The 22986-nt window shown below is 68.3% G+C and carries 19 protein-coding genes and 2 pseudogenes; 11 read left to right on the plus strand and 10 right to left on the minus strand.

The window, feature by feature from the left end:
- A pseudogene (locus GLP40_RS17780) lies at positions 1-309 on the minus strand (ammonium transporter); the annotation flags it as partial.
- Positions 310-795: 486 nt separating this feature from the next.
- Here GLP40_RS17780 and GLP40_RS17785 point away from each other — a divergent pair.
- On the plus strand, positions 796-1452 hold the full coding sequence (locus tag GLP40_RS17785) for a response regulator (RefSeq protein ID WP_154789085.1): 657 nt from the start codon (positions 796-798) through the stop codon (positions 1450-1452).
- A 72-nt stretch (positions 1453-1524) separates the two neighbouring features.
- Here GLP40_RS17785 and GLP40_RS17790 read toward each other — a convergent pair whose 3' ends face one another.
- On the minus strand, positions 1525-1959 hold the full coding sequence (locus GLP40_RS17790) for a pyridoxamine 5'-phosphate oxidase family protein (RefSeq protein ID WP_154789086.1): 435 nt from the start codon (positions 1957-1959) through the stop codon (positions 1525-1527).
- Positions 1960-2573: 614 nt separating this feature from the next.
- On the opposite strand from GLP40_RS17790, the gene GLP40_RS17795 reads away from it, so the two are divergent.
- The 8 genes and pseudogenes from GLP40_RS17795 (at position 2574) to GLP40_RS17835 (ending at position 10894) form a co-directional block, all read left to right on the plus strand.
- Positions 2574-3227: a fasciclin domain-containing protein gene (locus GLP40_RS17795; RefSeq protein ID WP_154789331.1), complete on the plus strand. Its 654-nt coding sequence runs from the start codon at positions 2574-2576 to the stop codon at positions 3225-3227.
- Positions 3228-3432: 205 nt separating this feature from the next.
- Entirely contained in the window at positions 3433-4947 is a 1515-nt protein-coding gene (locus tag GLP40_RS17800; protein WP_154789087.1) for an SDR family oxidoreductase, read from the plus strand.
- 321 nt (positions 4948-5268) lie between these two features.
- The gene (locus GLP40_RS17810; protein WP_196054716.1) at positions 5269-5556 is read left to right on the plus strand and encodes an SDR family NAD(P)-dependent oxidoreductase; all 288 of its coding nucleotides are present in this window, start codon (positions 5269-5271) and stop codon (positions 5554-5556) included.
- Positions 5557-5778: 222 nt separating this feature from the next.
- Positions 5779-6153, plus strand: a pseudogene (locus GLP40_RS17815) (flavin-containing monooxygenase); the annotation flags it as partial.
- 199 nt (positions 6154-6352) lie between these two features.
- Positions 6353-8806: an endopeptidase La gene (lon, locus tag GLP40_RS17820; protein ID WP_328290309.1), complete on the plus strand. Its 2454-nt coding sequence runs from the start codon at positions 6353-6355 to the stop codon at positions 8804-8806.
- 129 nt (positions 8807-8935) lie between these two features.
- Positions 8936-9742, plus strand: coding sequence for a heavy metal-binding domain-containing protein (locus GLP40_RS17825; protein WP_154789090.1), 807 nt, complete (start codon positions 8936-8938; stop codon positions 9740-9742).
- The gene (locus GLP40_RS17830) at positions 9739-10110 is read left to right on the plus strand and encodes a DUF5073 family protein (protein WP_328290310.1); all 372 of its coding nucleotides are present in this window, start codon (positions 9739-9741) and stop codon (positions 10108-10110) included. The genes GLP40_RS17825 and GLP40_RS17830 overlap by 4 nt, the downstream gene beginning before the upstream one ends.
- 82 nt (positions 10111-10192) lie before the next feature.
- Positions 10193-10894, plus strand: a complete 702-nt coding sequence (locus GLP40_RS17835; protein WP_328290311.1) for an endonuclease/exonuclease/phosphatase family protein — start codon at positions 10193-10195, stop codon at positions 10892-10894.
- Here GLP40_RS17835 and GLP40_RS17840 read toward each other — a convergent pair.
- From GLP40_RS17840 to GLP40_RS17865, 6 genes are all read right to left on the minus strand, one after another.
- On the minus strand, positions 10891-11883 hold the full coding sequence (locus GLP40_RS17840) for an oxidoreductase (RefSeq protein WP_154789091.1): 993 nt from the start codon (positions 11881-11883) through the stop codon (positions 10891-10893). The two genes, GLP40_RS17835 and GLP40_RS17840, sit on opposite strands and share 4 nt — an antisense overlap.
- A 73-nt stretch (positions 11884-11956) precedes the next feature.
- Positions 11957-12790 carry an enoyl-CoA hydratase/isomerase family protein gene (locus tag GLP40_RS17845; protein ID WP_154789092.1) on the minus strand — a complete coding sequence of 278 codons (834 nt, stop codon included), beginning with the start codon at positions 12788-12790 and terminating at the stop codon, positions 11957-11959.
- Positions 12791-12818: 28 nt separating this feature from the next.
- Positions 12819-13892 carry a DNA polymerase IV gene (locus tag GLP40_RS17850; protein WP_328290312.1) on the minus strand — a complete coding sequence of 358 codons (1074 nt, stop codon included), beginning with the start codon at positions 13890-13892 and terminating at the stop codon, positions 12819-12821.
- A gap of 51 nt (positions 13893-13943) precedes the next feature.
- Positions 13944-14414 carry a hypothetical protein gene (locus GLP40_RS17855; RefSeq protein ID WP_154789094.1) on the minus strand — a complete coding sequence of 157 codons (471 nt, stop codon included), beginning with the start codon at positions 14412-14414 and terminating at the stop codon, positions 13944-13946.
- Positions 14415-14604: 190 nt separating this feature from the next.
- Positions 14605-15540, minus strand: a complete 936-nt coding sequence (locus GLP40_RS17860) for a class I SAM-dependent methyltransferase (RefSeq protein WP_154789095.1) — start codon at positions 15538-15540, stop codon at positions 14605-14607.
- A gap of 71 nt (positions 15541-15611) precedes the next feature.
- Entirely contained in the window at positions 15612-17492 is a 1881-nt protein-coding gene (locus GLP40_RS17865) for an ABC transporter ATP-binding protein (RefSeq protein WP_154789096.1), read from the minus strand.
- Between the two features lie 150 nt (positions 17493-17642).
- On the opposite strand from GLP40_RS17865, the gene GLP40_RS17870 reads away from it, so the two are divergent.
- A complete protein-coding gene (locus tag GLP40_RS17870) occupies positions 17643-20414 on the plus strand; it encodes an FAD-binding and (Fe-S)-binding domain-containing protein (RefSeq protein ID WP_328290313.1) in 2772 nt (923 codons plus the stop codon).
- A 91-nt stretch (positions 20415-20505) separates the two neighbouring features.
- On the opposite strand, the gene GLP40_RS33890 is transcribed toward GLP40_RS17870, so the two are convergent.
- Positions 20506-20676 carry a hypothetical protein gene (locus tag GLP40_RS33890; protein ID WP_154789097.1) on the minus strand — a complete coding sequence of 57 codons (171 nt, stop codon included), beginning with the start codon at positions 20674-20676 and terminating at the stop codon, positions 20506-20508.
- Positions 20677-20716: 40 nt separating this feature from the next.
- On the opposite strand from GLP40_RS33890, the gene GLP40_RS17880 reads away from it, so the two are divergent.
- Positions 20717-21658, plus strand: coding sequence for a DNA-3-methyladenine glycosylase family protein (locus GLP40_RS17880; RefSeq protein ID WP_328290314.1), 942 nt, complete (start codon positions 20717-20719; stop codon positions 21656-21658).
- A gap of 31 nt (positions 21659-21689) precedes the next feature.
- Here the strand turns inward: GLP40_RS17880 and GLP40_RS17885 are convergent, their stop codons facing one another.
- Positions 21690-22964: an extracellular solute-binding protein gene (locus tag GLP40_RS17885; RefSeq protein ID WP_328290383.1), complete on the minus strand. Its 1275-nt coding sequence runs from the start codon at positions 22962-22964 to the stop codon at positions 21690-21692.
- Positions 22965-22986: the final 22 nt, after the last annotated feature.

Below are 22986 nucleotides of genomic sequence, written 5' to 3' on the forward strand. Positions count from 1 at the left end.
GAGGGTCAGAGTGCGCGCGTCGCCGGAGATCTCCGGCCGGATCGGCAGCTGCCGGCCATCGACCTCGGCGGCCAACGGCAAGGTGTCGAGCACATGCCCGAGTGCATCGCTCACTGTCACCGACCGCCGGTCGGCGGCCAGCTCGAACGTGCCGTCCCGCAACGTAGCGAACACCGAATCCCCGACCATGGCAGCGTGGTACGACACCGGCGCGGCGGCCGTCTCCGGCGCCGCGGCCGCCGTGGCGGCGCTGACGGTCACGGCCGCGGCAGCGGAGAACGCTGTCAACGCCAGGGTGTGAAGTTTCATGGGAACTCCCTCATCGCGAACAGATGTAACCGCTGTCACAATGAAGGCCGCCATGACATCACCCCGGTGACATGCCGTAATCCATCAGCATTGGAAAGTAATCGCCGGAATCCATCACACGCATAAAGCATCTGTTGAAGTTCGCGACGTGGCCCGCCGCTGGGATCGTCGCCTGCGCGGCGAGGCTTCGGCTCGTTGGATATCGCCGCGGTCATGCGCCGTGCTCGCCATCGGCCGGCCGCTTCCCGGGTACAGGGCCCGCCAGGTGCGATTCGGTCGCTGACCGCGGCCTGCTTCGGCCGAATCGTTCACCACGGGGTACGCCCGGTCAACCGCCTCGTCGACGAGGGCTCATCGGTCACGCTGTGTCGGCCGCCGTTCGGAACGCGGCGATGGGCAAATCCGCGAAATGGGCATACGACGTAAACTGGGTGCCGAGAAATCTTGATGTTGGCAGCAGCGCGGCGACGGGAAGCGGTTGAGCTGATGATCAAGGTGTTCCTGGTTGACGATCACGAGATCGTGCGACGCGGTATCGCGGATCTGCTCGGGGCCGACCCCGAGCTGACCGTGGTGGGTGAGGCCGGTTCCGTGTCCACCGCGTTGGCCCGGATTCCGGCGCTGTGCCCGGATGTCGCGGTCCTCGATGTCCGTCTGCCCGATGGAAACGGCATCGAATTGTGCCGTGAGCTGCTGTCACGGCTGAATGGCTTGCGCTGTCTGATGCTCACCTCGTTCACCGACGAGCACGCCATGGTGGACGCGATCCTTGCCGGTGCCAGCGGATACGTCGTCAAGGACATCAAGGGCATGGAACTGGCCGGCGCGATCAAGACCGTCGGAGGCGGCCAATCGTTGCTGGATAATCGCGCCGCGGCCGCCCTCATGGACGAGATACGTCACCGCACCCAGAGTAAGGACGATCCCCTGGCGGCACTGTCGCAGCAGGAGCAAACATTGCTCGATCTGCTCAGCGACGGCCTGACCAATCGTGAGATCGCCGAACGAATGTTCTTGGCGGAGAAAACCGTCAAGAACTACGTTTCGCGGCTGCTGACCAAACTCGGTATGGAACGCCGTACTCAGGCCGCCGTCTACGCCTCCAAACTGCGCACCGCGGCCGACGCCCACGACTACTCGTAGGTGCGCCCCGCAGAGCGGGAGGCGTTGTCGCGGCATGGTCGGGCTTCTCCATGGCAGTGCTGGGATGCCACGTCACTGCTTTTCGAATCGTCCCGTTCGGCGCTCCAACCGGATCCGGTAAATCGCTGCCTGCCCGCTACCGGAGGGCGCCGTACCATGTGTCGGTCGGCTCGTACTGCTGGAAAGCAGGGGCATGAGACGGTCGACGAGTAGCCGCATGCCCGCCTCCGCTTGCTGCCCGTGGAGTTCCTCGAACGTGCCCCACGCGATCACGCTCTGCCAGTTCGCGAGATTGTCCACATGCTCGACTTCGAAGCAGACCTGCGGATGGGCACGCATCGCGCGCAACTTGTCTCCGTCGCCCGAATGCCCGTAGACGCACTCACCGTCGTAGACGTAGGTGATGGGTACGACGTACACGCGGCCGTCGCTGACGCATCCGATTCGGCCGACCACCTCACTGCGCAGTACATGCTCGATCTGAGGATCCTTCAATTCGCCCAGCATCACCGACGCTCCTTGCTTCGCTGTGCCGACAATCGAGCCGGCGAGTCGATTTCGAACTGGTGACCGCTGTTCAACTGCCTCGATTCGACCCCTCGCGTATCTCCGCGTTCAAGAGTGCCTGCTCGGGATCGGGCGGCGTCAGGGCCGAAGGGCCCTTCTCTGCCGGACCCATGCTTCCGCGTCGCGTATCGGCTCATGGTCGGAGGAGGTCGGGTCGCTTTCACCGTTCGCCGACCACGCGGAACGGGTGCGGGGCTGTCGGCTTCGGAGATCACCCGGCTGACCGGCTGCTGGCGGTTCGAGGCCAAAAACGTTGCCGCCCAGGATCTTTCGAGCGTGGACTATGTCCACTGGCGGCGGTCGTTCGATCTCCGCGACCCAGGCGAACTCCGCTATCTCAGATCATTCGATGCAAAAACGATGCACTCGTGTCAGAATGGTGCAAGAGTCAGGTGGTGCTCGTCGAGATCGTCGCGCTGGATCGATGACGCAGCGCAATGAGAAAGGTGCGGCACCGGACCTTCGGAAATGGTCGACGGCTCTGGGTGTAGGCGATGCCGACCCACGTAACAACAGACGCCCTACGGGATCGAATCGACGAAAGCGACGGAACAATGCGGAATGCCCAACGCTCGGTAGTGACCGGTCTGGCCTTGGCGGTTGCCTTGCTCGGCGCCTCGGCCTGCTCCGGCAATAGCTCTGATTCCTCGTCCACCACATCGAAAGCGATGCCCACCTCGGTCGCGCCCACGTCGTCGGCCTCGGGCGGTCCGGCGGCGGATTTGGTCGGGCCTGGTTGCGCCGCCTACGCGAAACAGGTGCCGACCGGACCGGGATCGGTCGACAGCATGGCGCAAGAGCCGGTCGCTGTCGCGGCATCGAACAACCCTTTGCTGAAGACGCTGGCCGCGGCGGTATCCGGTCAGCTCAATCCGCAGGTCAACCTCGTGGACACGCTCAATGGCGGTCAGTTCACCGTCTTCGCGCCCGTGGATGACGCGTTTGCGAAAATCGACGCGGCGACGATCGATTCGCTCAAAACCGATTCGGCGAAGTTGACAAGCATTCTGACGTATCACGTGGTGCCCGGAAGGCTGGCGCCGAGTCAGATCGCGGGCGAACACAAGACCGTCGAAGGTGCCACCGTGCGCGCGACTCGGTCGGGCGATGAGATCAAGGTCGCGGACGCCTCGGTGATCTGTGGCGGTGTGCAGACGGCGAACGCCACCGTCTACCTGATCGACTCGGTCTTGATGCCACCCGCGTGAACGCCGAATCTTCCAGCGCGGCTGGGAGGTCATGCATCGTTTGTGCATTGAAACAGGTGGCAAGCCCGAGCCGTAGGGCGGCGCGCAGTCGCCAACGGCAGCGTGTGGTGGTTGAACACGCAACCGTGAAGCGGTGAACACCGGGGCCGGCGCGAACCGGACGAGGTATCCACCGATCCCCGACCCGGAAGAAGGATGATCGAACATGCGGTGTGTGGTCTTCGGCGCGACCGGCTACATCGGCGGACGCTTGGTGCCTGTACTGGCGGCGGCCGGACATCAGGTCCGGGCGGTGGCCCGGACACCCGAGAAATTGTCGGAGGTGCCGTGGCGGGATCAGGTCGAGGTGGTGCGCGGCGATGTCACCGATGCCGACGACGTGCGCGCCGCGGTCGCCGACCAGGAGGTCGTCTACTACCTGGTGCACTCGCTGACCCGCCGCGACTTCGACGACGTCGATCAGCGCGCCGCGCGCGTCGTCGCGGCCGCGGCGGCCTCGGCCGGGGTCAGGCGCATCGTCTATCTCGGCGGCATCATCCCGGATCAGACAGAGCTCTCGCGCCACCTCGCCTCCCGCGCCGAGGTCGGAGAAATCCTGCGGGCATCCGGGGTCCCTACCGCAGAACTGCGCGCGGCGGTGATCATCGGGTCCGGCTCGGCCAGTTTCGAGATGCTGCGCTACCTGTCCGAACGCCTGCCCGCGATGATCACCCCCCGCTGGGTGCGCAACCGCATCCAACCCATCGCCGTGCGCGATGTCCTGTACTACCTGCTGCGGGCCGCCGAGCTGCCCGCCGACGTCAACCGCCCGTTCGATATCGGCGGTCCCGACGTCCTGACCTACCTGACCATGATGCGCAGGTACGCGGTGGTCGCAGGGCTGGCTCGGCGGGTGGTGCTGCCGGTCCCGGTCCTCACGCCATGGCTGTCGGCGCAATGGGTGAATCTGGTGACCCCGGTGCCGCGCGCCTTGGCCGTCCCGCTCATCGAATCTCTCGTCCACGAAGTGGTCTGCGGCGACCACGACATCGCCGCGTACATTCCCGACCCCGCCGACGGCCTCACTTCCTGTGAACGGGCCATGGAGCTGGCACTGACCCGCATCCGCAACGCCGAGGTGCCGACCCGCTGGTCGGACGCCAGCACACCCGGCGCGCCCTCGGATCCGCTGCCCACTGACCCGGCCTGGTCCGGCGGCTCACTGTACGAGGACCTCCGTGAGCGCCACACCGACGCCGACCCCGAGACCCTGTGGGCGGTCATCGAATCCATCGGCGGCGAAAACGGCTGGTACTCGTTTCCGCTCGCCTGGTCGCTGCGCGGCTGGATCGACCGGGTCACCGGCGGTGTCGGTTTGCGTCGCGGCCGCAAAGACCCACGCCGCCTGCAGGCCGGCGAAGCTCTGGACTGGTGGCGGGTTGAACACATCGACCGCCCCCGCCTGCTGCGGCTTCGCGCCGAAATGCGGGTCCCGGGACTGGCATGGCTCGAACTCGGCGTCGAACCCGACCCCGGCGGGGGTTCCCGCTACCGGCAACGCGCCATCTTCCAGCCGCACGGGCTTGCCGGTCACCTCTACTGGAAGGCGATCACGCCGTTTCACAGCGTCGTGTTCGGCGGGATGGCTCGCAATATCACCGGAACCGCCGAACACAACCCCGCCGCGGCGGTCAGGTCGTGGGGTGCGGGGGAAAACGGGGTGAGTGCGGTGGGTGCGTGAGGATGGTGATCGGCCTGCGGAACCTCTGGTCGAGTACTCCGTCGGGGCAGCGGCTCGCAGGCTCGGAATTCCGGTCGACCGGTCTGGCCACACGCCGAATGAACGAGCGATCGGGTGGGCAGTCCGAGCGAGGGGAGACGCTGCCGCGGGGTCGCTCGGCGCCCGAGCGGACCAAGTCCTATTTGCGGATCCGCTGCCCGATCTTCTTGGTGACCGCCGGGATCTTCGATGCCGCCATCAGCGCCCGGAACGGCCAGCTGTCATCACGGGGCAGGATTCCGGCGCGTTGCACTCCATCGAGGAAGTCGTAAAGCGCAGACGGTGTTGGTCACCGGCGCCGGTGCGGGCATAGGCCGTGAACTGGCTGTGATGCTGGTCGGCCAGGGCGCGCGGGTGGTCGCGCTCGACCACGATGAGCGTTCGGTCCAGCAACTGGCCGATGAACTCAGCGACCGTGTGCTGCCCGTGGTGGCGGATGTCCGCGATCGGGCTGCCATGGCCGCCGCGGCCGAGCAGGCGCTGGCCTGGTCGTCGCGAATCGACATCGTGGTCGCCAACGCCGGCGTCACACCCACAGCGCACCGTGGCGACCCGGCCGGTCGGCGGTGAATAGCCCCGACATCACCGCGCCGGGATCGTGGCGAGCCCGGCAGACCCGCGCCATCGCGGCAGCGACCGTACGCCCATCGGGTGCGGTGGCACCGGTCAATCGTCACTTCCTCGAGGATCACCTCGTCACGGACGCCGAACCGGCGAGCTGACCCGCGCGAAAGCAACTGCGCCACATAATAATTCGCCGCAAGAACGCACTACGGAAAGGCCACCCACGCCATGGCCACATCATCACCCGCGCCCTCGACCCCGCAGATCGTCACCGTCGCGATCATCGGAGCCGGTTTCGGCGGATTGGGAACCGCCGTCGCGCTCAAAGAGCAGGGCATCGACGATTTCGTGCTGTTCGAGCGGGCCGAGGACGTCGGCGGCACCTGGCAGGCCAACACCTACCCCGGCGCCCAATGCGATATCCCGTCGATCCTGTACTCGTTCTCCTTCGCCCCCAACCCCGACTGGTCGCGGTTGTATCCGCTGCAACCTGAAATCCAGGCCTATCTGCGTACGGTGGCCGAGCGGTTCCAGATCATCCCCCATATCCGGTTCGGCCATGAGGTCACGGACGCGACCTGGAACGACGACACGACTCAGCTAGGACCTGGTCGCGTGATGGATCGCCGACCGCTTTCGACGACGAGACAGTGAGAACTCCGGGCTCGTTTCCGACACGAACGTCAGAAAACGAATCAGAACCTGCCAGCGCGTGTTCGCCCGCGGCGAACATCGGTCCGGAACAATCGGTATACCCCCTGAGTTGAGTAGGTAACGCTCAACCTTGAGAGGGGTCGAAGACGTGACTACACCACAGAACCTGCCAGTCCTGTTCCTGACCGATCCGATCGTGCTGCCCGGCATGGTCGTGCCGATCGAGCTGGACGAGTCGTCGCAGGCCGCCATCGATGCCGCCAGCGCGGGCAAGGTCAACCAGGTGTTGGTCGCGCCGCGCCTCGATGAGGGGTACGCCAGTTTCGGCGTCGTGGCCACCATCGAACAGGTCGGCCGGATGCGCGGCGGCGCGCCCGCGGCGGTGCTGAAGGCGGAGAGCCGGGCCAAGATCGGCCACGGCGTGACCGGACCGGGCGCCGCCCTCTGGGTCGAGGCCGAGCCGGTCGAGATTCCGGCGGCCGATGGACGCACCAAAGAGCTCGCGGCCGAATACAAGAAACTGGTCGTGTCGGTCCTGCAGCGCCGGGAGGCCTGGCAGGTCATCGACGCGGTCAATCAGATGAACGATCCGTCCACCCTGGCCGACGCGGCCGGTTGGGCCTCGTACCTGAGCAATGAGCAGAAGCGCGAGATCCTGGACACCCCGGACACCCAGGCCCGCCTGCGCAAGCTGATCGAATGGACAACCCAGCACATCGCCGAGACCGAGATCAGCGAGAAGATCAGCGAGGACGTGCGCGAGGGGATGGAGAAGACCCAGCGCGAGTTCCTGCTGCGCCAGCAGCTCAACGCGATTCGCAAGGAGCTGGGCGAGGACGAGCCGGACGGCGCGGAGGACTACCGCAGCCGCGTCGAGAACGCCGACCTGCCCGCGGATGTGAGGGAGGCCGCCCTGCGCGAGGTGGGGCGTCTCGAGCGTTCCAGCGATCAGAGCCCGGAGTCGGGTTGGATCCGCACCTGGCTGGATACCGTCCTGGAACTGCCGTGGAGCGTGAAAACCACTGATTCCACCGATGTTTCGGCCGCTCGCGCGGTGCTGGACGCCGACCACCACGGCCTGGACGAGGTCAAGGACCGCATGGTCGAGTACCTGGCCGTGCGTTCCCGCCGGGCCGCCCGCGGCCTGGAGGTCGTCGGCGGTCGCGGTTCCGGCGCGGTGCTGGTGCTGGTCGGTCCGCCCGGCGTCGGCAAGACCTCGCTGGGTGAATCGGTGGCACGGGCCCTGGGGCGCAAGTTCGTTCGCGTCGCCCTGGGCGGCGTGCGCGACGAGGCCGAGATTCGCGGTCACCGGCGCACCTATGTGGGCGCGCTGCCCGGCCGCATCGTGCGCGCCATGAAGGAGGCGGGATCGATGAATCCCGTTGTCCTGCTGGACGAGATCGACAAGGTCGGCTCGGACTTCCGCGGCGATCCCGCAGCGGCCCTGCTGGAGGTCCTGGACCCGGCGCAGAACCACACCTTCCGCGACCACTACCTGGACCTGGATCTGGACCTGTCCGACGTGCTGTTCATCGCGACCGCGAACGTCATGGAGACGATTCCCGGCCCGCTGCTGGACCGCATGGAGCTGATCACCGTGGACGGCTACACCGAGGCCGACAAGGTGGCCATCGCCCGCGACTTCCTGATCCCGCGGCAGCTCGAGCGCAATGCCCTGACCGCCGAGGAGGTCTCGATCACCGACGAGGCGCTGCGCGAAGTCGCCGCCAACTACACCCGGGAAGCCGGTGTGCGGCAGATGGAGCGGCTGATCGCCAAGGCGCTGCGCAAGGCGGCGACGAAGCTGTCGGAGTCGGCGGACATCGCCGAGGCCGAAAGCCGGCTCGTCAAGGGCGAATTCGTGCCGGAACGCCTGGGCTACGACAAGGAGCTGGGCTACGACGCCGAATCCGGTTCGGCCGCAGCCGCTTCCGGTCAACTGGTGATCGGGCTCGGCGACCTGAAGGACTACCTGGGCCGTCCGCGCTTCACCCCGGACGGGGCGGAACGCACCGCGGTCCCCGGTGTCGCCACGGGTCTGGCCGTGACCGGTGCGGGCGGCGACGTCCTCTACATCGAGGCCAATGCCGCCGAGGGCGAGCGCTCACTGACCCTGACCGGTCAGCTGGGTGACGTCATGAAGGAGTCCGCGCAGATCGCCGTGACCTATGTCCGCTCCCACCTGGAGGAGATCGGCATCGAGCCGAGGGTGTTGGATCGCAATATCCACATCCACTTCCCAGCGGGCGCCGTCCCGAAGGACGGTCCTTCGGCGGGCGTCACCATGGTCACCGCCCTGGTGTCGCTGGCCCTGGGCCGTCAGGTGCGCGCGGATGTCGGCATGACCGGTGAGGTCACGCTGAACGGACGCGTGCTGCCGATCGGCGGGGTGAAGCAGAAGCTGCTGGCCGCTCAGCGCGCCGGGCTGAAGACCGTTTTCATCCCGGCCCGCAACGAGCCGGATCTGGATGAGGTCCCGGCCGAGGTGCTGGCCGCGCTGGATGTCCGCCCCGTCGCCGACGTGGCCGACATCCTGGCCTACGCCATCGAGCCGGTCGCCGAACCGGCCTACGACGGACGACCGCTGAGCGCGACCGCCTGACGGAAACCGGACGGGAGCCGTGCGTGTGCTGTGAACACGCACGGCTGCCGTCCATTTCGGCGGGCTCGCAACCACACCGGGTCGTACCCTCGTGAAGGGTCCACCGGGGATCCGACGGAGGCGAACGCCATGCAACCCAATCAGCCCAGTCAGCCGAACCAGCTCGATCAGGTCGCCGGGGAGCGGCTCTCGCACGCGAACCGCATCTTCACCTCGGATCTGTCGGTCAACGAGTTCGCGCTGTTGCACGGCGCGGGATTCGAGCCCATCGACCTGGTGATGGGTGTGTCCGTCTACCACGTCGGCTTCCAGTTCACCGGTATCCGTCAGCAGCAGGAGCTCCCGGTGCTGACCGAGGCCACCTATCGCGCACGCTGGAATGCCATGTCCCGCATGCAGGCCGAGGCCGACTCGCTCGGGGCCGACGGCGTGGTGGGGGTGCGCCTGGAGTGGCGGCAGCACGGCGAATCCATGGAACACCTGGAATTCATCGCCGTCGGCACGGCCGTGCGCTTCGCGAAATCCCCTGGCAGCTACCGGCGACCGAACGGTCAGGCCTTCACCAGTCACCTCTCGGGCCAGGACATGGTGACGCTCATGCGCACCGGGTACGCACCCATCGCCTTCGTCATGGGCAACTGCGTCTTCCACGTGGCCGTGCAGGGTTTCCGTCAGATGCTCAGCCAGATGGGCCGCAATATGGAGATGCCGCAGTGGACGCAGGGCAACTATCAGGCCCGCGAGCTGGCCATGTCCCGCATGCAGGCCGAGGCCGAACGCGACGGCGCCAACGGCGTCACCGGGGTCAGCGTCGACATCTCCAACTACGCCTGGGGCTATCACACCGTGGAGTTCTACGCCTCGGGCACCGCCATCCGACGCGTCGGCGAGGGCGACCCCATCCTTCCCCAGTTCACCCTCGGAATGAACTCGTGACCGATTTCGACACCGCGGCCGCCGGCCGCGCCATCAATGCCGCGCTCGCCGGGCCGGGGGGCCTCGCGCTGGTCTTCACCGTCTTCGCCGGCGTCCCGGGGGTGACCCGGACACCGCCCCGCAAATCCCTGTTCCGTTCGGAGCCGGAGCGCGTCCAGATCGGTTCCTGGCGTTACGAAGTCACCTCCGACGAGCGCATTCGCGCGGCCCACGTGGTCGGGGGCATCGTCCTCGCCGATGAGCTCCTCCCCGCCGCCGCCATCGCCCCGCATCTGACCCGTGCCCTGTCCGAGATCGCCGCCTCCTACGGCCCCACCGTGCTGCCCCACCTCTCCGCGGCCCTGGACGTCTTGGCGGGCGCGGAATGAATCGGCAACCCATCAGCGAACATTCTTTGTTTCACATGAAACGAAACCCACACGGTCCCTATGTTTCTCGTAGGGTGCATAGGTGATCTCCATTGCCACATGGAATGTCCTGCACCGCGTGCATGCCGACAATTGGGACAGTGAGATGGCCGCACGGTGGCCGGAGGAGGCGCAGCGCATCGCCGTCGTGACCGCCGCCGTCGCCGCGCGGAAGGAAGCGGTCATCGGGCTCCAGGAGGTGAGCGGCGATCAGCTGGCGAGCCTGCGGGAGGCCCTGCCGGACCGGACCTTTCACGTCCTCGACTATCCGCGGATTCCGACTCCGCGCCGGGTGCCGAACACCCTGGCGGATCGGACCGAGCATCTGGTCCTGATCGTGCGTGGGCCCAGCCGGTTGGTACTCGCCGAACCGCACGCCCTCGACCCCGGAAAAGGCCTGGTGGCGGTCGAGATCGACGGGATCTTGATCATCGTCACCCACGTGACCGGCGATGAGCGTCGCAGCGGCCAGTTCGCGCGCTTGGCCGAAGTCGCCGGTGATGGCCCGGCCGTCCTGATCGGTGATTTCAATGTCGGCCGGGACGATCTCGCCGCCGGGTTGGGTGAGGGCTTCACCGTCACCGGGTTCCCGCCGGATTCCGTCCCGACTCGGCCACGGACCTCGGGCGCGAAATCCCAGTTCATCGATCATGTGGTGGCGCACGGTGTTCCGGTGCGCGGCCTCACGGTCGAGGATGTGGCCGGGGTGTCCGACCACAACCTCGTTCGTGCGGAGGTCGGCTAGAACTCGCCCGTCACACCGAGAACCGTGCGGCCGGAGTGGGTTCCGTCCAGGATCGAGTGCAGGACGGACTCCGCCTCGGTGATCGGGGCATAGTTCTCCAGCAGCGAGAGATGCTGCGGCTTAAGGTCTTTGGCCAGTCGCGCCCAGAGATCGCGGCGCTGGACGATCGGGAAGTGCGCGGAATCGATGCCGATCAGGGCGACGCCGCGCAGGATGAACGGCATGACCGTGGTCGGCAGGTCGGAACCGCCGGTCAGGCCCGAGACCGCCACCGCGCCACCGTATTTGACGGTGCTCAGGATGTGGGCCAGCGAGGTGCCGCCCACGCTGTCGACAGCGGCCGCCCATTGAGCCTTGCCGAGGGCGCGTAGCTTCTCGCCTTCACCGGGCAGACGGCCGATGACCGAGGACGCGCCGAGCGTCGAGAGCAGTTCGCCCGCACCGAGTTTGCCGGTGGAGGCCACCACCTCGAATCCGAGACCGGCCAGGATGTCGACGGCGACGCTGCCGACACCGCCGGTCGCACCGGTGACCAGCACCGGACCGGCGTCGGGCGTGAGCCCACGGTCGAGAAGGGCCTGCACGCTCATGGCCGCGGTATAGCCCGCGGTGCCGATGGCCGCGGCCTCGCGCGGGGTCAGGCCGTCGAGTTTCACCACCCACCCGGCCGGGACGCGGGCGTACTCGGCGAAACCGCCGTGGTGGGCCACGCCGATGTCGTATCCGTGCGCCACGACCAGATCGCCGGCCGCGAATTCCGGATCGGCGGAGGTGACCACCTCGCCGGTGAGGTCGATGCCGGGGATGAGCGGGTACTGGCGCACCACGCCGCCGCGCGGGGTGATGGCCAGCCCGTCCTTGTAGTTGGCGCTCGAGAAGTGCACTTTGATCGTCACGTCGCCCGGCATGAGGAAGTCGTCGGTGACTTCCTCCCGGATGAGGGCGATCCCACTGTCCGTTTCGTGTGCCACCATCGCCTGGAACTCCATGTCCCGAGCATAGGGCTCCGGGCACCGGCCGGATCGGGGAAAACGGCCGGGCTCGCGGGCGAAATTCGCGAGCTCAGGCGAACTTCGGCGCGCGCTTGCCGACGAAGGCCGCGATGCCCTCCTGACCGTCCGCGGATTCCGCGCAGTGGGTGATGAAGGCCGCCTCGGTGCTGAGCTGCTGCTCCAGGGTGTGCTGGCCGGAGACCAGCAGCAGCTTCTTCACGTTGGCATTGGAGCCCTTGGGCCCGGTGGCGAATTCTTGGGCCAGGCTCTCGACCGCGTCGGCCAGCTCGGCATCGCGCACGACCCGGTGCAGCAGACCCCATTCGAGGGCCTCGGCCGCGGAGAGGGTGCGGTTGGTGAGCATGAGCTCCTGGGTCTTGCGCAGCCCGATCAGGCGCGGCAGGTAGTAGGAGGCGCCGCCGTCCGGGCTCAGGCCGACCTTGGTATAGGCCATGGTGAAGGAGGCGGATTCGGCCGCCACCACCAGGTCGCCGGCCACCGCGAGGCTCATGCCCGCGCCCGCGGCCGTGCCGTTCACGCCCACGATGAGCAGCGCGTCCATCCGGGCCAGCGCCGAGACCGCCCGGTGCAGGGTTCCGGCCAGCTGCTCGATGAACGCCCCGGTGTCGTCGCTGGCCGCCATGGCCCGCACGTCCCCGCCCGCCGAGAAGAACCGTCCGGCCCCGGTGAGCACCACGACCTTCACCGCCGGATCCTCCGAGCAGTAGGTGGCCGCGCGCTCCAGCTCGTCGGCGAGCGCCTGATCGATGCCATTGGCGGCATTCGGCCGATTCAATGTGATGCGGGCGATCGGGCCGTCGTGCTCGAACAGGATGTTCTCGTAGTCGCGCCCGCCCGTCGCTCCACCGCCCCCATGGGAACTGCCGCACGATGCTGAATCCATTTGAATGCCTTCCGTCGGTGGAACCTGATCACAGCATGGTGTATTCGACGCGGACCCCGAGCAACCGGATGGGCCGATCCAGCGCGAAGGCATGCAGCACCTGGAGCGCGGTCTGCACGATGTCATCCACATCGGTGGCGGGAGCGGGCAGTTTCCGCTGCTTGCTGCGGGTGAAGAAGGTCTTGGTGCGCACCGTGACAGCGACCCGCCCGACGGCCCGCCCGGCGGCGAGCGTCTCCTCGGCCACCTGGGTTGCCAGCCGCACCACCGCCGCGTCGATCTCCTCGCGTTCGGTGAGGTCGTGCGGGAACGTCTCGGATCGGCTGTGGCCCACCGGTTCTCGCGGCTCGGCGATGTCCGTGTCGCCCGCCCCGTGTCCCAGTACCCACAGGTAGGGCCCGGTATTGGGCCCGAACTCCGCGGCCAGCGAGTTCCGGTCGGCGGCGGCCAGATCGGCCACGGTCTCGATACCCAAGCCGCTCAGCCGTTTCGCGATGCGCGTGCCGATACCCCAGAGTGCGGTGGTGGGCCGGTGTGCCATCAGTTCGCCCCAGTTGTCCGCGGTGAGCCGGAAGATCCCGGTTCCGGCGTCCTCCTCCCGGGGTTGGTCGTCCGAACGCACCGACTTCCCGACCGCCTTGGCGAATCCGGTGGCCAGTTTGGCGCGGGTCTTGTTGTCCCCGATGCCGACCGCGCAGGTCAGCTCCAACTCCTCGACGGCGGCGCGGATCTCGCGCGCCAGCGCCTCCGGATCCTCGGTGTCCACGGCGAGGAACGCCTCGTCGAAGCCGAGCACCTCGACCCGTCCCGGAAATGTGCGCAGTAGCGCCATGATCTCCTCGGACGCCTCGGCGTAGGTGGCGAGGTCCTGCGGCAGGAACACGCCTTCCGGGCAGATCCGGGCGGCCGTGCGCAGCGGCATGCCCGCCCGCACCCCGAAAGTCCGCGCCGGATAGGACGCGCAGGACACCACCTTGCGAGGCTCGGCTGGATCTCCGTTTCCGCCCACGATGACCGGCTGTCCACGCAGCTCCGGCTGCCGCCGGAACTCGACCGCGGCCTGGAATTGGTCGAGGTCGACGTGCAGCAGCCAGCGCGTCACCCCTCCGTCATACCGCATGGTCTCCCGGAATGCCGGGATCTGCGGAAACCGTCAGCGGGAGCGGCGTAACCACATGAGCGGCGAACGGTAGGCGTAGCGCGCCTTCACCACACCGGTGTCCACCTCACCCGTGACCCGGATCAGCGGCGCCCCCGGGAACCGGGGCAGCGTGACCCGGTTGGTCACCGAGCCGTTGCCCGGGCGTACCCCGTCCAGGTCGACCCGCCAGCCGCGCGGCACGATCAGCACGATAGCGCCCGCGCCGGCCGTGACCCGGATGTCGATCTCCCGCCGTGAGCACCGGGCCCGGGTGAAGTCCACCACCAGCTTGCCCGAAACACAGTCGGCCACCAGCTGTTTCGGGACGATCCAGTCATCGTCGGTGCGTTTGGTGCCACCGGCGACCCGTAGTTCCAGGGGAGGCGCGTCGGCGGCGGGCTGAGATTCTCGGGCGCCGAACATGCGCTCGATCTCCTCGACACGGGTCGCGGGCGTGCGCCGCTGCTCCTTGGTACGGGTCACCGAAACTCCTCCCCCGGCATGTGAAACGATCATGTGGGTTTATGCCATGGGAGCTCGAATTATGCCGCATAGCAGGGCATTTCGGGACGTCAGAGCGGCCTCTGCGGCCACAACACGGTGTCGGTTCGGGCACGGCCAGATCACGACCGCGCCCGATCCGGGTTTCACACCGGGACGACGCGCATCGCGGCTAGCGGCGTCCGAGGAAGACCGTGGTCACGCCGAGAATATAAATGTCTTCGCGCGCACCGATATACGTGTCGGCGGCCGGGTCCAGCAGTGCCCTCAATGTAGCGCGATCGTCCTCGCCGATGCGATCACCGATCCGCTCGCTCAGTCCCCGCAGCCAGGCGGCGACACTGTCGCGTACGGCCTGCGACGGCGGCGCGGGATGGTCGGTGAGCACGCTGAAGGAGGTCACCTCGGTCAGTCCGGCCCGGCTCAGTGCCACGTTCCAGCCGTAGGGCATGGAGATCGCCCCGGTGATATCGGCGCGCATCTGCGCGAAGCCCGCATCGCGCAGGGCCAGCAGCCGATCCTGCAGGCCGGGCGCGCCGATCCCGAGTTCCCAAGGGAGGCAACGGACCGGGAGCCCGCCCTCGGCCAGCGCCAGCCGGCCGCCGGGGCGCAGCAGTCCGGCCAGGCGCGCGGCGCCCGCCTGTTGATCGGGCAGGTGGTGCACCATACGGGAGGCCCACACCAGATCTGCCGCCGGAATCCCGGCGCCGAAGTCCTCCGCGGCCGCATCGGCGTGCACGGTCTGCACCCGCACGCGATCGTCGCCGTCGAGTGCGACCTTCACGGCCTGCTGCGCCGCCTCGAGCAGTTCCGGCACGGCGTCGACGATCACCAGCCGCCCCCCGCCGCGCGCCAGCAGTTCCCGTGCGAACGCCACGCTCTGCCCGCCGGCGCCCGCGCCGATGTCCAGCACGGTCGGCTCGGTGTCGGCGGGAATCGGCCCGATCAGCCGCCGGGCGATCTCGGCATCGGCGTCCGCCGACATGGCGTCATCGCGCCGGAGGTCGCCGATCATGGCCGCCCAGTCGATCCCGTCGTGGGTGTGGCCGTGACCGTGGGGGTGCGGATGTCCTGGGGTGCCTGCCTGTTCGTGCGAGTGAGCGCTCATACCCCGACGCTATCGGCGGCTGCCCGGCGAACTCGAATTCTGTTGCCGATCCGGCAACGAGTCGTGTCCGATCAGGCGACCGCGGGTTCGCTGGAGTCGGCGAACTGGGTGCGGTACAGCTCGGTGTAGCGGCCGTCCGCGGCGAGCAGTTCGGCATGGGCGCCGCGCTCGACGATGCGGCCGTGTTCGAGCACCAGGATCTGGTCGGCGTTGCGGATGGTGGACAGCCGGTGCGCGATGACCAGGGCGGTACGGCCGTCGAGGGCCTCGGCCAGGGCCTCCTGCACCGCGGCCTCGGAGGTGGAGTCCAGGGATGCGGTGGCCTCGTCCAGGATCACCACCCGTGGCTGTTTGAGCAGCAGACGGGCAATGGTCAGACGTTGGCGCTCACCGCCGGAGAGACGGTAGCCGCGCTCGCCGACCACGGTGTCCAGACCGTCGGGCAGGGATTCGATGAGATCGCGCAAACGCGTGCGCTGCAAGGCATCCCAGAGCTCGGCCTCGGCGGCCTCGGGGCGGGCGAGCAGCAGGTTGGCGCGAATGCTGTCGTGGAACAGATGTCCGTCCTGGGTGACCAGGCCCACGGTGTCCTGGATGGACTGCCCGGTCAGCTCGCGGACATCCTTGCCGCCCAGCAGCACCGCGCCGGAATCCACGTCGTAGAGCCGCGAAACCAATTGCGCGATGGTGGATTTCCCGGCCCCGGAGGAGCCGACCAGCGCCACCATCTGCCCGGGCTCCGCGCGCAGCGACACCCGATGCAGCACTTCCTCACCGCCGCGGGTGTCGAGGGTGGCGACGTCCTCCAGCGAGGCCAGCGACACCTTGTCCGCCGAGGGATAGCCGAAGCTGACGTCGTCGAGTTCCACCGCCACCGGCCCCTCGGGCACCGGCACCGCCAGCGGCGAATCCTGGATCAGCGGCTTCAGATCCAGGATCTCGAAGACTCGCTCGAAGCTCACCAGCGCCGACATCACGTCCACCCGGGCGCTGGCCAGCGCGGTCAGCGGCGAGTACAGCCGGGTCAGCAGCAGCGAAAGCGCCACCACAGCACCGGGTTCCAGCTGTCCCTTCAGCGCGAGGTACCCGCCGAGGCCGTAGACCAGCGCCAATGCCAGCGCTGAGACCAAGGTGAGCGCGGTGACGAACACCGTCTGGAGCATGGCGGTGCGGACTCCGATATCGCGTACCCGCCCGGCCCGCAGCCCGAACTCCGACGACTCCTGCCGCGGCCGCCCGAACAACTTGACCAGCGTCGCGCCGGGCGCGGAGAACCGCTCGGTCATCTGGGTGCTCATGGCCGCGTTCAGCCCGGCCGCCTCGCGCTGGATCCCGGCCAGCCGCTCGCCCATGCGACGGGCGGGCACCACGAAGATCGGCAGCAGAACCAGTGCGAGCAGGGTGATCTGCCACGAGAGCCGCAGCATGACGGCCAGGGTGAGCGCGAGCGTCACCACGTTGGTGACGACCCCGGACAGAGTGGTGCTGAACGCTCGCTGCGCCCCGATAACGTCGTTGTTGAGCCGGCTCACCAGTGCGCCGGTCCGGGTGCGCGTGAAGAACGCGATCGGCATCTTCTGCACGTGGTCGAACACCGCGGTGCGCAGGTCGAAGATGAGCCCCTCTCCGATGCGCGCCGAGAGCCACCGGATCACCAGCCCCAGCCCGGCATCCAACACCGCCACCACCGCGATGATCACCGCCAGCACGATCACCGTGCGTGGCGCGCCGTGTCCGACGATGGCGTCGACCACCCGTCCGGCCAGCACCGGGGTGGCGACCGCCAGCAGCGCGGACACGATGCTGAACACCAGGAACGCCGCCAGTGGCCGATGATGTGGCTTGGCGAAGGCGAGAATCCGCCGGGCCGTGGCCAACCGCAACGGTCGCTGCTCTGTGGGCGCGTTCATCTGCCGATACAGCTGATTCCACGCCACGGATTCGATACTCATCCCCGCTCCTCACCGGTCCGGGTTCCATCGAACCCCGGTCCACCGACACTAAGACCTGAACAATGGTTGAGATCAAGGGCTTCCGGGCAGGTCAGAAGTTCGCTGGGAGCGAAATCCGGGCGGCATTCCAGGCGCGCATAGGGTTGGGGCGTGACCGAGGCGTGGGAGCGAGCGTTGCGCGGGTCGATCTCCGGTGAGGTCGACACCGATTCCCGACGGCGGGCCGAGTACTCCTCGGACGCCTCGAACTACCGGGTGCGCCCGCGGGGTGTGGTCTTCCCGCGCGACGCGGCCGATGTGATGGCGACCCTGGACGTCGCGCGCGCGCAGGGGCTGGCCGTGACGGCGCGCGGGGCCGGAACCTCGGTGGCGGGCAATGCCATCGGACCCGGTCTGGTCCTGGACTTCAGCCGCCATATGAATGCCGTCCTCGCCCTCGATCCCGAGCGCCGGATCGCCCGGGTGCAGCCCGGTGTGGTGCTGGCCGCGCTCCAACGGCGGGCGGGCGCGCACGGGCTGCGCTTCGGGCCGGACCCCTCCACCCAGAACCGCTGCACGCTCGGCGGGATGATCGGCAACAATGCCTGCGGTCCGCGCGCCGTGGCCTGGGGGCGCACCGCGGATACGGTGCGGGAGTTGCGGATTCTCGACGGGATGGGCGTCGAGCGGACCCTGGGCGACGATCTGTCCGTGGTCTACGGCCTGGCCGAGTTCACCCGCTCGCACCTCGCGCTCATCCGCACCGAACTGGGCCGGTTCGAGCGGCAGGCATCCGGGTACGCGCTGGAACACCTGCTGCCGGAACGGGGTTCGTCGGTGGCCAAGGCCTTCGTCGGTACCGAGGGCACCTGCGGGCTGCTGCTGGATGCGACCGTCGACCTGGTCCCGGTGCCCGCCGCGACGGTGCTGGTGGTGCTCGGCTATCCGGATATGCCCGCGGCCGCGGACGATATCGCCGCGATCATGGCGGTGCGGCCGATCGCCGTCGAGGGCATGGACGCGCGATTGGTCGACGTGGTGCGCGCCCATCGCGGCGCGGTGCCCGAGTTGCCACGCGGCGGCGGCTGGCTGCTGATCGAGATCGACGGCGACACAGCCGAACACGCGCGCGAGCGGGCGGAGCTGCTGCGCGCGAACGCCCACGCGCTGGATTCGCGAACAGTCATCGACAAGGCGCAGGCGCAGGCGCTGTGGAGTATTCGTGCCGACGGCGCGGGCCTGGCAGGCCGCACCCCGGACGGTCACCCGGCCTGGCCGGGCTGGGAGGACGCCGCGGTCCCGCCCGACCGCCTCGGCGACTACCTGCGCGAATTCGAGGCGCTCACCCGGGAGCACGGCCTGGACGGTTTGATCTACGGTCACTTCGGGGATGGCTGCATCCATGTGCGCCTGGATCTCCCGATAGCCGATGCGCCGCGACGTTTCCGGAGCTTCCTCGAGGACGCGGCCCGGCAGGTGGTGACGTTCGGCGGCTCGTTGTCGGGTGAGCACGGCGACGGGCGCGCGCGCTCGGATCTGTTGCGGTTCATGTACTCCGAGGAAATCCTGGCCGCGTTCGCGGGCTTCAAAGCGCTCTTCGATCCCGGCGTGGTGCTGAATCCCGGTGTGCTCGTGCACCCCCGTCCGGTCGATGCCGATCTGCGCCTGGCCGGGCTGCGCCCGCTGCCATCCACCGGTGGATTCGCCTTCCCCGCCGACGGCGATCTGGCCACGGCCGTGCATCGCTGTGTCGGTGTCGGCAAGTGCCGCGCCGATATCCACGCGTCGGGCGGGTTCATGTGCCCGTCGTACCTGGCCACCGCCGATGAGAAGGACAGCACTCGGGGCCGAGCCCGCGTGCTGCAGGAGGTCGTCCGGGGTGCGCTGGACTGGCGATCGGAGGCCGTCGCCGAGTCGCTGGATCTGTGCCTGTCCTGCAAGGCCTGCCATTCCGACTGCCCCGCCGGCGTCGACATGGCGACCTACAAGTCGGAGACGCTGTATCGCCGCTATCGGCGCAGACTGCGCCCGATCGACCATTACACCCTGGGTCGGCTGCCGCGGTGGCTCGGCGCGGCGACCCGGCTCCCCCGGCTGGTGAACGCGCTCGGCGCGGTCGGACCGCTGCGCCGTATCGGCCTGCGGCTGTCGGGAATGGATCCGCGCCGCGAGGTGCCCACGATGGCGCACAGGAGTTTTCGGCGTTCCTGGCAGCAGCCGAGGGTCATCGGCGACTCCGAACCCGGCGTCATGCTGTGGATCGACACGTTCACCGACGCCTTCGATCCCGAGATCGCCGGTGCCGCCGTGGTATTGATCGAATCACTGGGGCATCGCGTGCGCATCCCGGATGCCCGGGTCTGCTGCGGTCTCACCTGGATCAGCACCGGCCAGCTCGACGGTGCGCGAAAGCGGCTGCGCGCCACCGTCGATGCCCTGGCCGAGCATGTCAGTGCCGGTGGTGTGGTGGTCGGGCTGGAGCCGTCGTGCACGGCCGCTCTGCGTGAGGATCTTCCACGTCTGCTGCCGCAGGATCCGCGGGCCGCCGCCGTGGCGGGCGCGGTGCGCACCCTGTCGGAATTTCTGGAGGGCGAGCCCGGCTGGCGGCCGCCGGACCGCACCGGCCACACCGTGCTGGTTCAGCCGCACTGCCATCAGCATGCCGTGCTCGGCTTCGCGGCCGACCGCCGAATACTGCGTAGCACGGGTGCGGAAGTGATCGAGATCACTGGATGCTGTGGACTTGCTGGAAATTTCGGAATGCAGCGCGACCACTACGAGGTTTCGGTCGCTGTCGCCGAGAACGGTCTGCTCTCGGCGCTGCGCGCGGCGCCCGCGAATTCGATCTTGATAGCCGACGGCTTCTCCTGCCGGACCCAGGCCGCGCAGCTGGCCGCTCGTCGGTCCCGTCACCTCGCCCAGTTCCTCCTGGGTCGGTCGTAGGGAGCGCGGACCGGCCGTAAACGACACGGACCGGCCATGATCGGCGCAAACGAAGGGGCGCCCGCCGCGGCGGGTGCCCCTCCCTCATCATTCAGCTGCCGAATGGCAGCGTGCCCGGCGCGATCTGGTAACCACTGCTACCGGCGAAAATGTTTCCCCAGACACCGAGCAGGAAATTGATCAGATTCGTGATCACGCCGAGTACCTCCCAGGAGTGAATGCCATCCATTTGCCGAGCGAGTAAGACAATCGGAACGAACATCGCGGCATTCGATCTCCGCGTTACCAAATAGACTGGGGCGGTGACTTCAGCGCCGCCCGCACCGATCGCACGCGAGCGCACCCGCATCCTCGGTTCCGAGCGGCCATTGGATCTGGCCGCCACCGTCTCCCCGCTGCGTCGCGGCCTCGGCGATCCCTGCCACCGCGAGACCCCCGACGGCTCGCACTGGCACGCCTCCCGCCTGCCCTCCGGGGAGGTCAGCTACCGGCTGCGCCAGCTCGACCGGCACACGGTGGACGCCCGCGCGTGGGGTCCGGGCGCGGAGGAATTCCTCGAGCGTCTGCCCGGGATGCTCTGCCTGGACGAGGACGTCAGCGACTTCACCCCCGAGCACCCCACAATCGCCGAGGCCCACCGTCGCAATCCCGGCCTGCGCATGCTGCGCACCGGGCTGGTGTGGGAGGCGCTGGTCCCGGCGGTGCTGGAACAGAAGGTGCACACCAGGACCGCGCACGACTCGTGGCGGAAACTGGTGTGGCGCTATGGAACTCCCGCGCCCGGCCCGGTCCCGCAGGGCCTGCGGGTCATGCCGGACGCCGAGACCTGGCGGCACATCCCGTCCTGGGTCTACCACCGCGCCAATGTGGGACCGCAGCGTTCGAAGACCATTGTGCTGGCGTCACGGATCGCGTCGAAGCTGGAGGACGCGGCCGCGCTGAGCCACGCCGAAGCCGAGCAGCGGCTGCGCACTGTGCCCGGTATCGGGGTGTGGACGGCCGCCGAGATCGCCCAGCGCGCCTTCGGAGATTCGGATGCCCTGTCAGTGGGCGACTTTCACCTCGCCGCCATTGTCGGCTGGACCCTGCTGAACCGCCCGATCGACGATGACGAGATGGTCGAATACCTCGAACCGCTGCGCCCGCATCGGTATCGCGCGGTGCGGTTGCTCGGCCTGGCCGGCTTCGCGCGCAAACCGAAGTTCGGCCCGCGCACGCCCTATACCGATCACAGCCGGATCTGAGCACGGTCATGCCGGGCGGCGGTCGCGCGGGTCACTGCTGGGCGGCCGCCGTGTCTGCCTCCCGCTGGGCGCGGGCCAGCGCGTCCGGCACCGGGATGCGGCCCAGGTACATCTCGTCGAAGATCGGCGTGATCGCCTGGAGCGCGGCCGGGAATCCGGCGCCCCCGCCCGCCGGGATCACGTTGCCGCGCAGCACATCGAAGAACGGCGACACGTCCACACCGTGCCGGGCCCAGTAGTCGCGGTACACCTGCTGTTCGGGCACCACCGCCGGAATGGCCGCCCCATCGACGCCGAGGTAGCGGTTGCCCGCAGCGCTGCCCAGCCATGCCAGCACCCGTTTCACCGCCTCCGGGTGCGCGGTGGCGGCATTGCCCGCGAGACCGATCGCGTTATCGGCGCTCACCCGTCCGGCCGGGCCCTCGGGAATCATGGCCAGTCCCCAGTGGAATCCGGCATTCTGCGCAATTGTCGCGAGGTTGAACGTGCCCGACTGGAACAGCGCCATGCGTCCCTGGAGGAAGGCGTTCTTGGCGAAGTCACCGCTGGTATTGGTATCGGCGGCCGACGGCGAGAGCCGGTCCGCGACCAGGCCCACCGAATAACCGAAGGCGTCCCGCCCGGGCGGGGAATCGAAGGCGAACCGGCCGTCCCGCTGGAGTTGCCCGCCCGCCGAGCCCAGGTACGGCAGTGAGATGGACTGAAAGTCATTGGCGGCGTTGTACGGCCACGGTGCCACCGTGGCCAGCCGCCGCAGCAGCGGCCGGAATGTGTCGCGACCGGGATCGGGACTCCACCGCGCCGCCGCGAGCTCCGCCGGATCGATCCCGGCCTGCGCCAGCAGATCCCGGTTCACATACACCGCTGTTCCGCCGTCCACGAATTGCGGGACCGCCCAGAACTTTCCGGACCGCGTGTACTGGGTGACGGCCTGCGGATCCCAGGCTCGCGGGGTCTCGGGTCCCAGTGTCGCGCCGATATCCATCAGGTGTCCGCTGTCGGCGTAGTCCTCGTAGAGGTTGGTCCAGAACATGTCGTCGGCGATTCCGCCCGCCACATCCAGCCGCAGCTTCTGTGCGTAGGAGGCCCACGGCACCAGCGTGATTCGCACCTCCACATCGGGATTGGCGCGCTGGAACTCGTCCAGCGAGGCCCGGTAGGCGGAGACGAAACTCTGATCCCAGATCCGCAACCGCACCACCGTGCGCCCGCCACCCCCGGCATCACGGCCCAGCCACAGCGCCGCGGCCACCAGCAGCACGGCGACCACGACCATCCCGAACACCGCCCGGGTCGAATCTTTGATTCGCGCCGCCTTGATTCGCGCC

Origin of the sequence: Nocardia aurantiaca, from assembly GCF_009708175.1 — a bacterium.
Lineage (GTDB): Bacteria > Actinomycetota > Actinomycetes > Mycobacteriales > Mycobacteriaceae > Nocardia > Nocardia aurantiaca.

Excerpts from the sequence above, each read along its gene's own strand:
- GLP40_RS17845 (WP_154789092.1), bottom strand. The coding sequence starts at position 12,790 with ATGGATTCAGCATCGTGCGGCAGTTCCCATGGGGGCGGTGGAGCGACG.
- GLP40_RS17790 (WP_154789086.1), bottom strand. The coding sequence starts at position 1,959 with ATGCTGGGCGAATTGAAGGATCCTCAGATCGAGCATGTACTGCGCAGT.
- GLP40_RS17800 (WP_154789087.1), top strand. The coding sequence starts at position 3,433 with ATGCGGTGTGTGGTCTTCGGCGCGACCGGCTACATCGGCGGACGCTTG.
- GLP40_RS17785 (WP_154789085.1), top strand. The coding sequence starts at position 796 with ATGATCAAGGTGTTCCTGGTTGACGATCACGAGATCGTGCGACGCGGT.
- GLP40_RS17795 (WP_154789331.1), top strand. The coding sequence starts at position 2,574 with ATGCGGAATGCCCAACGCTCGGTAGTGACCGGTCTGGCCTTGGCGGTT.
- GLP40_RS17840 (WP_154789091.1), bottom strand. The coding sequence starts at position 11,883 with ATGGAGTTCCAGGCGATGGTGGCACACGAAACGGACAGTGGGATCGCC.
- GLP40_RS33890 (WP_154789097.1), bottom strand. The coding sequence starts at position 20,676 with ATGTTCGTTCCGATTGTCTTACTCGCTCGGCAAATGGATGGCATTCAC.
- GLP40_RS17865 (WP_154789096.1), bottom strand. The coding sequence starts at position 17,492 with ATGAGTATCGAATCCGTGGCGTGGAATCAGCTGTATCGGCAGATGAAC.
- GLP40_RS17860 (WP_154789095.1), bottom strand. The coding sequence starts at position 15,540 with ATGAGCGCTCACTCGCACGAACAGGCAGGCACCCCAGGACATCCGCAC.
- GLP40_RS17825 (WP_154789090.1), top strand. The coding sequence starts at position 8,936 with ATGCAACCCAATCAGCCCAGTCAGCCGAACCAGCTCGATCAGGTCGCC.